This is a genomic window from Arthrobacter sp. StoSoilA2, assembly GCF_019977195.1.
Taxonomy (GTDB): Bacteria; Actinomycetota; Actinomycetes; order Actinomycetales; family Micrococcaceae; genus Arthrobacter.
This window is the reverse complement of record NZ_AP024643.1, coordinates 1,868,952-1,884,452: the sequence shown is the minus strand read 5'-3', so window position 1 is coordinate 1,884,452 and position 15,501 is coordinate 1,868,952. Positions and strand designations below refer to the sequence as shown.

Here is a 15,501-nt window from a genome sequence, read left to right as displayed (position 1 = left end):
CACTGTTTAACTACTTATGGGAATCTAAGCGCCGGCTAACCGGCAACCAGGCGAGCGACTGATCTACCAGGCGAGCGATTGGGCGCGACGCCGAATCTCCGTCTTGCGTCCTTCGCGCAACGCATCGACAGGCCGTCCCCGCAATGAATCGTCAGGCGTAAACAACCACACGATGAGTTCTTCGTCGTTATAACCAGCATCGCTAAGAACCGCGATGGTCCCCTTCAAGCTGTCTACGACATGTCCATCTTGAATAAACAGCGCCGGGATCGAGCGGATATTCCGCTCTCCCCGCCTGATGGCCACCAGCGCACGCTCATCCAACAGTCCATGGACTTTGGTGATGGAAACTCCCAACAGCTCGGCGACATCCGGCAGCGGCAACCAGTCGGAAACAAGGCTTTCTACATTACTCACGGAACTAGGTTGCCACGCCGGGCTGCCAGTCGCCTAGCCGGAGTACGACGACGGTCCCTCCATGCGCGAGAAAGTCGCCTTTCCAGGGGGATGAATTCAGCGACGGGATTTCCATAGTGCAGGAATTGTTGTGCCGAATGAATAAGTGTGAGAGATTCACACTGATCACACTTGCAACATTGATAACATCAGTAACATTGGCAACACTGGTAACAGCGGCAACACAAACTATTCCCGCTGCTGAGATGAGGACACACTCCATGACGACGCCCCGCTCGCCGAAACGAACCATGAGCATGCCGGTAATTGCGGCAACCACGGCTGCGCTTCCCGCCGTGGTTTTGTCCTCGCTTGCCTTGGCCCAGCCAGCCACGGCTGCACCGGCACCCCAACCGCGCAAGATTCCGGCTACCCTCGCGGCAGCCATGAAGGCCCAGGCCACCAAAGTGGGCAACGTGATTCCCGCCCAAGCGGTTGCGGCAACGCTTCCTGCCGCCCTGAGGCCCATGGCCCCCGCTGTCCCGGACACCTACAAGATCGTCCGCGGAGACACCATCAGTGCCATTGCACGCCGCTTCAACCTGGACACGGCCGCTGTCCTGCAGCTGAACAAGCTCACGGCAACAACGCTGATCTACCCTGGCCAGACCATCAAACTCACTGGCACCGCCCCGGCCGCCCCTGAACAGACGCCGGCGCCTGCGGCACCTCCGAATGCCACCACCTACACGGTGGTTCCGGGCGATACGCTGGGCGCGATCGCCGCCCGGCACGGTGTCCCGCTGTCCAGCATCTTCAGCTGGAACAATCTCGGTGGAAGCTCCATCATCTACCCTGGCCAGAAGATCAAGGTCAGTGGCGGCTCTTCGCCTTCGACTCCGCCTGCTCCTGCCCCCGCCCCGGCACCTGCGGCCACTCCTGTCGCCAGCACAGGCTCGTATACCATCAAAGCGGGCGATACCCTCAGCTCCATTGCATCGCGTCACAACGTTTCGTTGTCAGCGCTGATGAGCGTGAATACAGTTTCGGCGACGACCGTCATTTATCCCGGGCAGAAGCTCACCATCCCCGGCACTTCGTCGCTGCAGCCCGCCGGGGAGACCAAGCCACTGGTGCCGAGCACCTTCCTCGGCTTTACGTACCCGCCCGCTGTTGTCAGCTCTGCGAACGAAAACAAGGCGCTGTTGAACGCTTCGCCGGTCCCGAGCCGGGATGAAATGAAGTCAATCGTGGCTGATACCGCCCGCCGCATGGGAGTCAGCCCCTCCTTGGCACTCGCTTTCGCCGAGCAGGAATCCGGCTTTGACCAGCGCGCGGTCTCCCCCGCCAACGCCATTGGAACCATGCAGGTCATTCCTTCCTCGGGCCAATGGGCATCGGATTTGGTGGGCCGCAAGCTCAACCTCTTGGATCCATATGACAATGCGACGGCCGGCGTCGCCATCATCAGGGCACTCATCGCCACCAGCAAAGACCTTGACAACGCCATCGCCGGTTACTACCAAGGGCAGTACTCGGTCAGCAAGTACGGCATGTACGACGACACGAAGCGCTACGTCGAATCGATCAAAGCCCGGCAACGCACTTTCGGCTAGGCCGTCCCAAGCACCTTTGGACGAGGCCCGGATTCCCCGCGGATTCGGGCCTCTTCCCTGCCTCGTTTAGGATCGTATGGTGCAGGAACCAACGCAGGACCACCTCATCGGGACCACGGTGGACGGGCGCTACCACGTCCGCTCACGCCTTGCCAGAGGTGGAATGTCCACCGTTTACCTGGCCACGGACCAGCGCCTGGAGCGCGACGTGGCCCTCAAAGTCCTGCACCCGCACCTGGCCAACGACGAAACATTCCTGTCACGGCTCAGCCGCGAGGCCAAGGCCGCCGCGAGCCTGTCCCATCCCCACGTTGTCAGCGTGCTGGACCAGGGCGAAGACGGGCATATCGCTTATCTGGTGATGGAGTATGTCAAAGGCCATACGCTCCGCGACGTCATCAACCAACAGGGCGCACTTCCACCGCGCCTGGCCCTCGCCCTGATCGATCCGGTCATCGAAGGCCTGGCGGCCGCCCACGGATCCGGACTCATCCATCGGGACATCAAGCCCGAGAACGTGCTCATAGCGGAAGACGGCCGGATCAAGGTAGGGGACTTCGGATTGGCCAGGGCTGTCACGGCCACCACAAGTACTGGCGCCTTGATCGGCACGGTCGCGTACCTCGCCCCCGAATTGGTGCTCGGCAAACCCGCTGACGCCCGCAGCGACGTCTACTCAGCGGGCATCATGCTCTACGAAATGCTCACAGGCAAGCAGCCATATGCTGGTGAATCCCCGATTCAAGTTGCTTACCAGCACGTCAACGCCGTGGTTGGCCGCCCCTCCGAGGCTGCCCCCGGTCTTGCCGAAGACCTCGACGAACTTGTGCAGTGGTGCACTGCCGTGGACGCCGAAAACCGGCCCGTGGACGGCTCCGCCCTGCTATCGGAACTGCGCCACATCCGGACCACACTCAGTGACGAGCAACTGGACCACAGGCAGCCGTCCTCCCGGCCTCTCTCCCCTGCAGCTGCTGCCGGGGCAGTTGGTTCCGTTGGGGCAGCTGCTTCCGCGGGCCCCGGTTCCGGCGCAACCCCGCAGGAGAATCCCACCGAGGCCCTTGCCACTACAGCATCGCCCACGGAATTCATTCCACATCAAAGCAACCCGACAACCGTCATGGCAGCGCGGCAACCACACAACGCCGGCCTCGCCCTTCCCGGTGCGAACGATGACCCGCGCCAGCCCGGCAAACGGGAGCAAAAAAAGCTGGAGCGGCAACAGGCTAAAGACCAAGCCCGGGCTGCTGCTACTCCTGTGCGCCCCCTTCGTGAAGGCAATCCCCGCCGACGCGCTGCGATTTGGACAGTCGTGATCGTGATCCTGGCCCTGCTGGCAGGTTCTGCCGGTTGGTTCTTCGGCATGGGCCCTGGATCTCCAGGCACGGTTCCCGATGTCAAGAACAAGACAGTGGCCGAGGCCCAACAGCTCTTGCGAACGGCAGGATTCCAGTCTGAGCCCCAGGACGTATTCGACGACGACGTCCAGGCCGGTCTCGCCGTCGGGACTGAACCAAAATCGGGGGAAGTGGTACGGAAATTTCAACCCATCGCCCTTTTCGTTTCGAAAGGCGCACAGCTCTTTGCACTGCCCGGGCTGGCAGGCGGAACCCTTGATCAAGCTAAGAGTGCCCTGAACGCCGCCCAAATGACCCTCGGAAATGTCACGGAGGCGTTCGACGAAAAGATCCCTGCGGGCATTGTCATCTCCCAGGACCCTGCACCGGGCAAGGAAGTCCGCCACGGCACGCCGGTATCCTTCGTCGTCTCCAAGGGACCCCAGCCCATCCCCGTTCCCGATGTTCGCGGCTTACAGCAGGATGCTGCCGTGAAAGCAATTCAGGACGCTGGCCTGAAGGCAGTCATTGCCCCTGAGGCTGTCAACGACAAAACCGTGCCCAAAGGCGCCGTGGTGGCACAGACGCCTGGCAACGGCACGCTCATCCGCGGCGAAACAGTGACCCTGACGGTCTCCAAGGGACCCAAACTGGTTAAAGTGCCTAACTTCATCGGGAAAAACGCAGATGCGGCGCAGAAAGAACTGGAGAAGCTAGGTTTTGTGGTCGTCAGAGAGCAAGACCTGGCAATCCTAAACGTCGTCCTGAAGCAGGATCCGAAGGACACGGAAGTCGCGGAAGGTTCAACCATCAAACTTTCCGTGGTTTAGCCGAGATACACGAAAGGCGCGGTTCGGACTTCTCCGAACCGCGCCTTTTGCGTTTTAGCGTTACCGCTTGGACAGAGCCCCTGCGACCAGGAAGGCCATCTCAAGTGACTGCATGTGGTTCAGGCGCGGGTCGCAGACAGACTCATAGCGGTCCAGGAAAGCGTCCTGGTCGATGGGATCTGCGCCACCGAGGCACTCGGCGACGTCGTCGCCGGTCATTTCGACATGCAGGCCGCCCGGAACCGTACCCAGCGAGTGGTGTACTTCGAAGAATCCACGTACTTCGTCAATGACGTCGTCGAAGTTGCGGGTCTTGTATCCGTTGGGCGAGGTCACCGTGTTGCCGTGCATCGGGTCCGTCACCCACAGGACCTGGGCGCCGGAAGCGGTAACGCGCTCGACGACGGCAGGCAGCTTCTCGCGGATGTTTTTGGCCCCCATGCGGGTAATGAATGTCAGGCGCCCGGGTTCGCGGTTCGGGTCCAGCTTGTCGATAAGGCGCAGGGCATCGTCGCCGCTGGTGGTGGGGCCTAGCTTGACGCCAATGGGGTTCCGCACACGGGAGAGGAAGTCCACGTGCGCATGATCGAGTTCGCGGGTCCGCTCGCCGATCCAGAGGAAGTGGGCGGAAGTGTCGTACGGCAGGCCCGTGCGCGAGTCGATGCGGGTCAATGCGCGTTCGTAGTCCAGCAGCAGCGCCTCGTGGCTGGCGAAGAACTCAACCCGCTTGAGGGCCTCGAAGTCAGCACCACACGAGTCCATGAACATGATGGCGCGATCAATGTCACGGGCAAGGGACTCGTACCGGGCATGTGCCGGGTTCTCAGTGAAGCCCTTGTTCCACTGGTGGACCAGCCTCAGGTCCGCGAAACCACCCTGGGTGAATGCCCGGATCAGGTTCAGCGTTGATGCGGACGTATGGTACGCCTGCAGCATCCTGCCGGCGTCGTGCGCGCGGGACTCGGGCGTGAAGTCGTAGCCGTTGACGATATCTCCGCGGTACGCGGGAAGTGTCACGCCGTCGCGGGTTTCATCGTTGGACGAGCGTGGCTTGGCGAATTGGCCTGCCATGCGACCCATCTTGATGACCGGCATCGCCGCACCGTACGTGAGCACGACGGCCATCTGGAGGATCGTCTTGACGCGTGCGCTGATCTTGTCCGCCGTGGCGGCTTCAAAGGTCTCTGCGCAGTCTCCCCCCTGCAGGAGGAAAGCCTTGCCCTGGGCGGCCGCAGCCAGGCGCTCCCGAAGAACGTCAACTTCGCCGGCAAATACCAAAGGTGGAACGACGGAAAGTTCCTTAACAGAGGCCTTGAAGACTTCAGAGTCAGACCACGTGGGCTGCTGGGAAATCGGCAGGTCCCGCCAGGCGTCGAGACCGGGGTAGTTTGCAGCCCCACTCTGGGCGGTGCTGGCGAGTGGGTCTACTACAGGGGGTGCGGTGTTCGCGGTTAGCTCAGTCACCCTTCAAGAGTAGTAGCCTCCGCCAAGGTTGGGGCACTGTAGGCGTAACTGTCCTTGCCGGATGCGTCACAGTCACCCGCTGGTTGCTCCCCCGTTTTCCTTGGGCCCGTCCTTGTCATCAGCGATGTCCGAAGGAGCCTCCTCGGCTTCTTTGACTTTTCCAACCGTCCCGGGTCCTTTGCCATCCATCCGGGCCTTGACCACAGCTGCGTATTCGTCCACATACTCCTGGCCGGAAAGCCGCATCAGCTCGTACATGATTTCGTCAGTTACGGCCCTTTGAATGAGCCGGTCATCTTCCATGCCGTAATAGCGGCTAAAGTCCATGGGCTGGCCGAAGATCACACCGATACGCCGGATGCTGGGCAGCCTCTTGCCAATGGGCTGGACCTTTTCCGTTCCAATCATGGCCACCGGCACTACAGGGACCCGGGTCTGGAGCGCCAGCTTGGCGACACCGACCTTGCCGCGGTAGAGCTTGGCGTCCGGACTGCGGGTGCCTTCGGGGTAGATTCCCAAGAGGCCGCCGGAATTCAGGACGTCCTTCCCGGCTTGCAGCGATAGTTCCGACGCGGCTCCGCCGGAACGGTCCATTGGCAGTTGGTTGGTCAACCTGAAGAACAGCGCCGTCAAGCGGCCCTTGATGCCCTTGCCGGTGAAGTACTCGGACTTGGCAAGGAAGATCACCGGCCGGTCCACCATCAGTGGAAGGAAGATGGAGTCCGAAAAGGACAAATGGTTGGATGCAAGTATCGCTGGGCCGTTTTCGGGGACGTTGTCCAGCCCCTTGACCCATGGCCTGAAAAGGAGTTTGAGAACAGGACCAAGAAAGATCCTCTTCATGACCCAATAGAACACGTTTGTCCTCTCACGGCCGGTTTACGGGCGTCCATCCGGTCAAGCCGGCGGCACTCAACAGCAACCCTACTCCAGTGAGAAATGTCGGGAAGAGTGACACGATGGAGCCATGACGGAACGCAACCAACCAGCCGCGCCGCTCGCCTTCCACCACCCCGGCCATGGAGCGAACGCTTCCACCGGAGTGGCCATCTGCCACGGGTTTACGGGTAGCCCGCTGAGCGTCCTGCCGTGGGCCGAGTATTTGGCCGGGCAGGGCTTTTCCGTTTCAGTGCCTTTGCTTCCCGGTCACGGAACCAGCTGGCACGATCTGGCCACCACACGCTGGCAGGATTGGTACAGGACGTTCGAACGAAGCTATCTGGATCTCGCGGCCCGGACGGAATCATGTTTTGTGGCAGGCCTGTCCATGGGCGGTGCCGTTGCCCTCCGTGTGGCTTCACTGCATGATGTTCCGGGCCTGGTCCTGGTGAACCCGGGTTTGAGTTTCTACGATCGCCGGGTCAGGTACGTCGGAGCACTCAAGTACGTCATGCGGACCACCTCACCCATTGAGGAAGAAAAGCCGACGGCGGCCGCCACGCAGGACGGTGACTACTCCAAGACGCCTTTGAGGTCCGTGCACGAACTGAAGAAGCTCTTCCGCCAGGCAACCCGCGCCCTCCCACAGATTCAAGCACCGGCGCTTGTCTTCAAATCTTCAGTGGACGGTGTCATCCCGCCCAGTTCCGTAGCTATGATCAGCAGGCATATGGACCCGTCCCGGCTCAAAGTGGTGACCCTCCCGGCGAGCGGCCACGTGGCCACGTTGGATGTGGATGCACCCACCATCTTTGAAGAATCGGCGGAGTTTTTCCGTCAGCATGCCGCGGACAGAGTAGCCTCAGAGTCATCATGAAAATGCTTCCCGATTTCTCCCCGTTCCTCAGCAACTGGACCGGCTCAGGCCCCAGGGTTGGCGTCGTTATGTCCCACGGCTTTACGGGAAGCCCGCACAGCGTCCGGCCCTGGGCCGAGCATCTGGCAGCGGCAGGATATGCCGTCAGGGTTCCATTGCTCCCCGGGCACGGAACTACTTGGCAGGACATGGCCACGCGTTCATGGCGCGAATGGCACCGGGCCGTTGACGATGCCTACAGGGAACTGGCAGGCGAATGCGATTTCGTCTTCGCGGCCGGACTGTCCATGGGCGGAACACTGGCACTGCGCATCGCGGCGACACGACCCGTGGCCGGCACCATTGTGGTCAACCCTGGCCTGGTCCTTGATGACCCACGGGCTGTCATTGTTGCCGCCCTCAAGTACGTCATAAAGAGCACTCCGGCGATCGCCAACGACATTTTGAAGCCGGATCAGGACGAAGGGGCCTATTCCCGCACCCCGGTTGCCGCGGCCCACGAGTTGAAGAAGATGTACAAGGATACGGCCGCGCTGCTGCCCCGCATTGGTTCGCCTGTCCGCGTCTTCCGCTCCACAGTGGACAATGTCATCTCCAATGCCAGCCTTGAGTTCCTCCGTGCACGGGTCCAGGCGCCCGTTGAAGTCACCTACCTCAGCAACAGCCATCATGTTGCGACCCTGGACAACGACGCCCCTGAAATCTTCGCGGGAACTGTCGACTTCATCCAAAAGACCTTGGCGGCACTGGCCGGCAGCGGGTCTTCCCTCGAAAAGGACAAAGCCGATGAACAGGCCTGATCCCAACTCTGCCGATCAGAGTGCCAACAAAGATGACGACGCCGTCTGGTTGGATTTGGTGGCACGGCTGGAAGCGACGGAATCCTCACCGCTCGGAGAGACCGCCGAGCCGGGTCGGCAGGAAAGGGAGCAAGCAGGAGCCGGGCCAGCCAGGGAGGACGCTCCGAAGGCCTTCAGGGACTTTGATCCGCTGGGACTGTCTACTCCGGCCACGGCAGCAGCGCCTGATGCCGGCACGACACCAGGAGAAAAGGAACAATTGAACGGCGGGCCCCTGGGTCCCCGCGATTTCGAGGTGGACGACGACGACGGCGCCTTTGTGCCCGAGGAGCCTCCCAGCCTGGTGGGAACAGACCCGCTGACCATGCTGGCGTGGATCGGCGCTGTGGGCGGCCCCCTCGCCCTGCTTTTTACGGCGATGTTCTGGCGTTCCGCACCGTTGCTGGCCATCCTTGGCATAGTGGTGGCCTTTGCAGCTTCCGTGGTCTACCTGATCATGCGGCTACCGCACGAGAAAAACGAGGACGACGACGGCGCCCGCATCTAGCTGGACGGGTCCGATTGCTTGTGGGCTTTCCTAGCTGTGGGCACGCCCGCTGACCCGGGAAAGATCAGCTGCGCCGATCATGCCTGCACGGGGTCCGAGAGCGGCAAGCTCAATCCTTGCCATCGGACGGAATCCACGCCCAGTCAGATTTCTGGCGAACGCCTCACGGGCCGGTCCGGCGAGCAGGTCCCCTGCGTCGCACAATCCGCCTCCGATCACGAACATACCGGGATCCAGTGCCGCCGCCAGGTTGGCCAGCCCCAAGCCCAACCATTCACCCTGGTCCGCCAACAGTTCCCTTGACGTGGAGTCCCCGGCCAGCGCCAATTCGGTAACTGCAGCTCCGGTGATGCTCTCCGCCACACCGCCGGCCCGCTCAAGGAGTGCGCGGCCTTCAGGCGAGTTGGTTCGCACCAATTGGCGGGCCTCACGGCCGAGGGCGTTGCCTGACGCATATTGCTCCCAGCAGCCACGGTTGCCGCATTCACAGCGGTGCCCGCCGGGGAAAATGATCTGGTGGCCAAATTCGCCGGCTACACCGTAGCGGCCGCGTTCAACTCTCCCGTCCATCACCATTGCGCCGCCGATGCCTGTGCCCAACGTGATGCACACGAGTCGGCTCTCACCTTGGCCGGCGCCAAAGCGCCACTCCGCCCAGGCGGCCGCATCGGCGTCGTTCGTTAGCAATACCGGCCGCCTCAACAGGTTCTGCAGGCTTTCCCTCAGGGGTTCGTTGCGCCACGCAAGATGCGGGCTGAAGAGGACCGTACCGCCGTCGAGGTCCATCCAACCGGCCGCGCCTATACCCACGGAGGCAATCCGGTGGTCCGCGCTGAGTTCGTCAACCAGTTCCACGATGGTCCGCTCCACGGCCCGGGGGTCGGCGCCAGGCGTGGACCTGCGTGCCTCTGCAAGGATCCTGCCCTCCGCGTCAACCACGCCGGCAGCTACCTTGGTGCCGCCGATATCGATGCCGATGGCCAGCCCCCGTCGGCCCAAATGGCTCCTGCGCCCAGCCCAGGGAACGTCCTTCAAGGCAGCGACGGGTGGCCGGGGCCGGGCACGGGAACTGGACCGTAGTGAAGGCATCCCAACATCCTATTCTGCCGGGGCAAGGCAGGTAGCCATCGGAAGGATTGGACAGCGCCAAGTTGCCCGAAACGGAGGGTCATCCGTAAAGTTACTCGCCAGTAGGTGAAATAGGACACACCTCCGCGGGTGGGCATACTAGAGTGAAAGCAGCCCCACGCGGCCCGTGCATATCAAAGGAGCTACCGTGCGTGAATTCAGTGTTCCGCCCCTTGTCAACGTTGCCCCTGAAACCAACATCACGGACCTCGTCGTCCGGGAAGCCGCCAAGGCTTCGAACCCGGCCCTGTTCGCCAAGCTGGACAGCAACAAAGAGTGGCAGGACATCCGGGCCACGGATTTCCTTGCCGACGTCAAGGCCTTGGCCAAGGGCCTTATCGCCAGTGGAGTGGGCGCTGGCGACCGCGTCGGCATTATGTCCCGGACCCGTTATGAGTGGTCGCTGGTGGACTTTGCCATCTGGTTCGCAGGCGCTGTCTCTGTCCCGATTTATGAGACCTCTTCCCCATCGCAGGTGGCTTGGAACCTGGGCGACTCCGGTGCTGTGGCCGCCTTCGGTGAAGCCGCACACCACGAGGACATCATCAGGCAGGCCGTCGCGGCCGAAGACATACAGTCAGTGGCCAACGTTTGGCAGCTTGAGGGTGCCGGCCTTGATGCCCTTCGCGCCGCTGGCACCAGCGTCACCGATGAAGAACTTGAGAAGCGCCGCTCCGCTGCAGGCCTGAAAGACCTGGCCACCATTATCTACACGTCAGGAACCACGGGCAGGCCCAAGGGCTGCGAACTGACCCACGGAAACTTCGTGGAGCTCTCCGAGAACGCCCGTGCGGCGCTGGGCGAAATCATCAACGAGTCGGCCAAGACCATCATGTTCCTGCCTCTGGCCCACGTCTTTGCGCGCTTCATCTCCGTCCTTGCCGTTGCAGGGGGCGTCAAAGTTGCCCACACGCCGGATATCAAACATTTGCTGGCCGATCTGCAGAGCTTCCAGCCAACGTTCATCCTTGCTGTGCCGCGTGTCTTCGAGAAGGTCTACAATTCCGCACTGACGAAAGCCGAGGACAGTGGCAAGGGCGCCATCTTCCACCGTGCAGTGGACACGGCGATCGAGTACTCCAAGGCGCGCCAGGCGGGTTCCCTGGGCTTGGGGTTGAAGCTCAAGCATGCGGTGTTCGACAAACTCGTCTATGGAAAGCTCCGCGCCGCCATGGGCGGACATGTGGCACACGCTGTCTCCGGTGGCGGCCCCTTGGGCGAACGCCTGGGCCACTTCTTCCAGGGCATCGGCCTGCAGATCCTGGAGGGATACGGCCTGACGGAAACCACGGCACCCATCTCCGTCAACACACCCTCGATGATCAGGATCGGCACCGTGGGCGCCCCACTTCCCGGCAATGCCGTCAAGATCGCGGACGACGGCGAAATTCTCGCCAAGGGCGTCTGCGTCATGCGTGGCTACTACAAGCGCGAGGATCTCACGCAGGAAACTTTTGCCGACGGATGGTTCCGCACCGGCGACATCGGCGAGCTGGATAGCAACGGCTTCCTCAAGATCACCGGCCGCAAGAAGGAAATCATCGTCACGGCAGGTGGAAAGAACGTGGTTCCTGCCCTGCTGGAAGACCAGATCCGTGCAGACGCCTTGGTTTCCCAGGTCCTGGTAGTGGGCGACAACCGTCCGTTCATCGGCGCTTTGGTAACCCTGGACGAGGAGGCGTTGCCGGGATGGCTGGAGCGCCATGGGCTCCCGTCCGGTACCACCCTGGAGGAAGCTGCCGGGAACCCGGTAGTACGGGCTGCCGTCCAGGACCTCATCAGCAAAGCCAACCAGTCTGTCTCCCAAGCGGAGGCGATCAAATCCTTCCGGATAGTCCCGGCGGACTTCACGGAGGCCTCAGGCCACCTCACTCCGTCGCTGAAGGTCAAGCGCGCGCAGGTCATGAAGGACTTTGACGCCGTGATTGAAGAGATGTATTCGGCGCCCCGGCCGCAGTAGCCAAGGCGCCACCGCAAACGAAAAACCCCTTCCGGAATTCCTCCGGAAGGGGTTTTTCGTTGATGGATCGTTAGCCGATCACCAGCAGCAAATCGCCGCCCTGGACCTGCTCCACCGAGGAGATGGCGAGGCGGGAAACCGTGCCGGCCACCGGCGTCGTGATGGATGCTTCCATCTTCATTGCCTCGATCGTGGCAACGGTATCGCCGGCGTTGACCACATCGCCTGCCTTGACCGTAACGGTGACCGCCCCCGCGAACGGGGCTGCAACCTGCCCGGGCTGTGCGGGGTCGGCCTTCTCTGCGGCCTTGACGTTGCTCACCACGGAACGGTCGCGGACAACCACCGGACGCGACTGGCCGTTGAGCGTACACATCACTGTACGCATGCCCTTCTCGTCGGCTTCGGAGACAGCCTCAAGCTGGGCGATCAGCCGTACGCCCTTCTCCAGCTCGATGACGTGCTCAGCACCGCGCTGCAGCCCGTAGAGGTAATCACGGGTGTCCAGCACGGAGATGTTGCCGTAGGTCTCCACGCTCTTGAGGTAGTCCTTGGTAGGACCTGCGAAGAGAAGCCTGTTCAGGGTGTGCTGGCGGGTCTTCGAATCACCCTTCAGCGCGGCGCTGTCCTCTGAACTGATCTCAACGTCCCGGACCTTGATGCTGCGGCCTTGGAGGGCCTTGGTACGGAACGGCTCCGGCCAGCCTCCGGGAGGGTTGCCGAGCTCGCCGGAGAGGAAGCCGATGACAGAATCCGGAATGTCATAGTTCTGCGGATTCTCGTTGAAGTCTGCGGGATCCGCGTTCAGTCCAACGAGGTGCAGGGCAAGGTCACCCACCACCTTGGAGGACGGCGTCACCTTGACCAGGCGGCCCAGGATGCGGTCTGCCGCCGTGTACATGTCCTCGATGGCTTCGAACTGCTCCCCCAGCCCCAAGGCGATGGCCTGCTGGCGAAGGTTGGACAGCTGGCCCCCAGGGATTTCGTGCTGGTAGACACGGCCTGTGGGACCTGGCAGCCCGGACTCGAACGGCGCGTACACGCGTCGGACCGCTTCCCAGTAAGGCTCCAGTGCGCCGACATTGGCAAGGCTCATCCCGGTGTCGCGCGGTGTATTGGCCAAGGCCGCAACGAGGGCGGATGCAGCAGGCTGGCTGGTAGTGCCCGCCAGTGAAGCAGAAGCGACATCGACGGCGTCGACTCCGGCATCCACGGCCGCCAGAATTGTTGCGAGCTGGCCACCGGCGGTGTCATGCGTGTGCAGGTGCACCGGGAGATCGAAGCGTTCACGCAAAGCCGAGACGAGCTTGGCAGCCGCAGCGGGACGCAGGAGACCTGCCATGTCCTTGATGGCGAGGATGTGGGCACCGGCATCGACGATCTTCTGGGCAAGGTCCAGATAGTAGTCGAGGGTGTACAGGTCCTCGTTCGGGTCAAGGAGGTTGCCTGTGTAGCAAAGCGCCACCTCTGCGACGGCCGTTCCGGTGGCACGCACAGCCCGTATTGCCGGGGCCATCTGGTTGACGTCGTTGAGGGCGTCAAAGATGCGGAAGATGTCAATGCCCGTAGCCGCGGCCTCGTTGACGAAAGCCTCGGTCACCTCTTCCGGGTAGGGCGTGTAACCAACGGTGTTCCGTCCACGGAGCAGCATCTGGATACAGGTGTTCGGCAGCGCCTGGCGCAAAGCAGCCAAGCGGTCCCAAGGGTCCTCGCCGAGGAAGCGCAGCGCGACGTCGTACGTCGCACCACCCCAGGCCTCCACGGAAAGAAGCTCCGGCAGCAAGGCAGTGACGGCCGGGCCGGCAGCCACGAGGTCGCGGGTACGGACACGGGTAGCCAGCAAGGACTGGTGCGCGTCACGGAACGTGGTGTCCGTAACGGCGACTGCCTGCTGCTCTCGCAGGGCTTTCGCGAAGCCCTCAGGACCGAGCTCCAGCAGCTTCTGGCGCGATCCTGACGTGGGAACCGGACCCTCGACGACGGGCAGTTTCTTGGCGGGATCGGAGTGGACCGTCAGCTCGCCATTGGGCTTGTTCACCGTGACATCGGCCAACCACGTCAGCAGTTTGGTGCCGCGGTCCGCGGAGATGTGCGACTTGAGCAGCTCCGGCCGCTTATCGATGAAGTCCGTGGCTACGTTGCCGGCGTTGAAGTCCGGATCGGCCAGCACGGCCTGCAGGAACGGAATGTTGGTTGACACGCCACGGATCCGGAACTCTGCCAGGCCGCGCCGCGCACGGGCAACCGCAGCCGGGTAATCGCGTCCGCGGCAGGTCAGCTTGACGAGCATGGAGTCGAAGTGCGGGCTGATCTCGGCACCGGAGTAGACGGTACCGCCGTCGAGACGCACGCCTGCGCCACCTGCGGAACGGTAGCCGGTGATCTTTCCGACGTCCGGGCGGAAGCCGTTGGCCGGATCCTCCGTGGTGATGCGGCACTGCAACGCGGCGCCCTTGATGGATACTGTCTCCTGGCTCAGGCCAAGGTCCGCAAGGGTCTCCCCTGAGGCAATACGCATCTGCGCCTGCACGAGGTCCACATCCGTGATTTCTTCTGTCACAGTGTGCTCAACCTGGATGCGGGGGTTCATTTCGATGAAAACGTGCTGGCCGGCCCGCTCACCCTCGGTGTCCACCAGGAACTCCACCGTTCCGGCGTTGACATAGTTCAGGGCTTTGGCGAAGGCCACGGCGTCACGGTATAGCGCCTGGCGGATGTTCTCATCCAGGTTGGGCGCGGGCGCGATTTCCACTACCTTCTGGTGGCGGCGCTGCAAGGAACAGTCACGTTCGAACAGGTGCATGACGTTGCCTTCGGCGTCCGCCAGGATCTGCACTTCGATGTGGCGCGGGCGCAGCACCGCCTGCTCGAGGAACATCGTGGGATCGCCAAACGCGGCATCGGCCTCGCGCATGGCGGACTGCAGGGCCTCGGGGAGGGCTTCGCGGGTCTCCACGCGACGCATTCCACGTCCACCACCGCCGGCAACGGCCTTGGCGAAGATCGGGAAGCCGATTTCGTCGGCTGCCGCAATGAGCTCGTCGAGGTCCTTTGAAGGCTTGCTCGACTTCAGCACGGGGACACCGGCCTTGCGGGCAGCTTCCAAGGCAGCAACCTTGTTTCCCGCAAGCTCAAGCACCTCAGCTGGCGGACCCACAAAGGTGATGCCCGCGGCCTTGGCAGCGCGCGCGAGGTCCGGGTTCTCGGACAAGAATCCGTAACCCGGGTAAATGGCGTCAGCGCCGGCTTCCTTGGCGACGCGGACAACCTCCTCTACGTCCAAATAGGCGCGGACAGGATGGCCCACCTCGCCGATCAGGTAAGCTTCGTCGGCCTTCTGACGGTGGATCGAGTTACGGTCCTCGTGCGGAAAGACGGCTACGGTCTTGGCGCCCAGTTCATAACCAGCGCGAAACGCCCTGATCGCGATTTCGCCGCGATTGGCCACCAGAATTTTCGAAAACATACTTCTCCTGCATCATTGCGGGTGGATCGGTCGGTGGTCACAGTGTGTAGTGCCGCCAGCATCAAACACAAATCTTTGTGGCAACCATCACAATGGAATCGTCATCTGGGCTGTATATGCGTGCGCGCGACTCCCTGCCGTGCTAATGCCCGCACCATCCAACGCTGCCCGGGCGCGTAGAAAGCGGGATTCCACCGCCCC

The 15,501-nt window shown here is 62.4% G+C and carries 11 protein-coding genes; 6 read left to right on the top strand and 5 right to left on the bottom strand.

What is annotated here, in order from left to right:
* Positions 1-63: 63 nt before the first annotated feature.
* Positions 64-417, bottom strand: coding sequence for an Rv2175c family DNA-binding protein (locus LDN82_RS08640; protein ID WP_216922937.1), 354 nt, complete (start codon positions 415-417; stop codon positions 64-66).
* Positions 418-677: 260 nt separating this feature from the next.
* Between LDN82_RS08640 and LDN82_RS08635 the strand changes: the two genes are divergently transcribed.
* Both LDN82_RS08635 and pknB read left to right on the top strand, forming a co-directional pair.
* Positions 678-2,012: a lytic transglycosylase domain-containing protein gene (locus LDN82_RS08635; RefSeq protein ID WP_224167049.1), complete on the top strand. Its 1,335-nt coding sequence runs from the start codon at positions 678-680 to the stop codon at positions 2,010-2,012.
* Between the two features lie 76 nt (positions 2,013-2,088).
* Complete coding sequence (gene pknB / locus LDN82_RS08630; protein ID WP_224089534.1) at positions 2,089-4,179, top strand: Stk1 family PASTA domain-containing Ser/Thr kinase; 2,091 nt, start codon at positions 2,089-2,091, stop codon at positions 4,177-4,179.
* Positions 4,180-4,239: 60 nt separating this feature from the next.
* Here pknB and LDN82_RS08625 read toward each other — a convergent pair whose 3' ends face one another.
* Positions 4,240-5,643: a 3-deoxy-7-phosphoheptulonate synthase class II gene (locus LDN82_RS08625; protein WP_224089531.1), complete on the bottom strand. Its 1,404-nt coding sequence runs from the start codon at positions 5,641-5,643 to the stop codon at positions 4,240-4,242.
* 72 nt (positions 5,644-5,715) lie between these two features.
* Positions 5,716-6,501 carry a lysophospholipid acyltransferase family protein gene (locus LDN82_RS08620; RefSeq protein WP_224167048.1) on the bottom strand — a complete coding sequence of 262 codons (786 nt, stop codon included), beginning with the start codon at positions 6,499-6,501 and terminating at the stop codon, positions 5,716-5,718.
* Between the two features lie 109 nt (positions 6,502-6,610).
* Between LDN82_RS08620 and LDN82_RS08615 the strand changes: the two genes are divergently transcribed.
* Genes LDN82_RS08615 through LDN82_RS08605 form a run of 3 tightly spaced genes read left to right on the top strand, consistent with a single transcriptional unit; the run spans position 6,611 to position 8,746 of the window.
* Positions 6,611-7,399: an alpha/beta fold hydrolase gene (locus tag LDN82_RS08615; protein ID WP_224167047.1), complete on the top strand. Its 789-nt coding sequence runs from the start codon at positions 6,611-6,613 to the stop codon at positions 7,397-7,399.
* On the top strand, positions 7,396-8,199 hold the full coding sequence (locus tag LDN82_RS08610; protein WP_224167046.1) for an alpha/beta fold hydrolase: 804 nt from the start codon (positions 7,396-7,398) through the stop codon (positions 8,197-8,199). Before LDN82_RS08615 ends, LDN82_RS08610 begins: the two co-directional genes overlap by 4 nt.
* Positions 8,186-8,746, top strand: a complete 561-nt coding sequence (locus LDN82_RS08605) for a hypothetical protein (RefSeq protein ID WP_224167045.1) — start codon at positions 8,186-8,188, stop codon at positions 8,744-8,746. Before LDN82_RS08610 ends, LDN82_RS08605 begins: the two co-directional genes overlap by 14 nt.
* Before the next feature lie 30 nt (positions 8,747-8,776).
* Here LDN82_RS08605 and LDN82_RS08600 read toward each other — a convergent pair whose 3' ends face one another.
* Positions 8,777-9,835, bottom strand: coding sequence for an ROK family protein (locus tag LDN82_RS08600; protein ID WP_224089521.1), 1,059 nt, complete (start codon positions 9,833-9,835; stop codon positions 8,777-8,779).
* Positions 9,836-10,022: 187 nt separating this feature from the next.
* Here LDN82_RS08600 and LDN82_RS08595 point away from each other — a divergent pair, with 187 nt between their 5' ends.
* A complete protein-coding gene (locus LDN82_RS08595) occupies positions 10,023-11,834 on the top strand; it encodes a long-chain fatty acid--CoA ligase (RefSeq protein WP_224089519.1) in 1,812 nt (603 codons plus the stop codon).
* 70 nt (positions 11,835-11,904) lie between these two features.
* On the opposite strand, the gene LDN82_RS08590 is transcribed toward LDN82_RS08595, so the two are convergent.
* A complete protein-coding gene (locus LDN82_RS08590) occupies positions 11,905-15,300 on the bottom strand; it encodes a pyruvate carboxylase (protein WP_224089517.1) in 3,396 nt (1,131 codons plus the stop codon).
* Between the last annotated feature and the right edge of the window lie 201 nt (positions 15,301-15,501).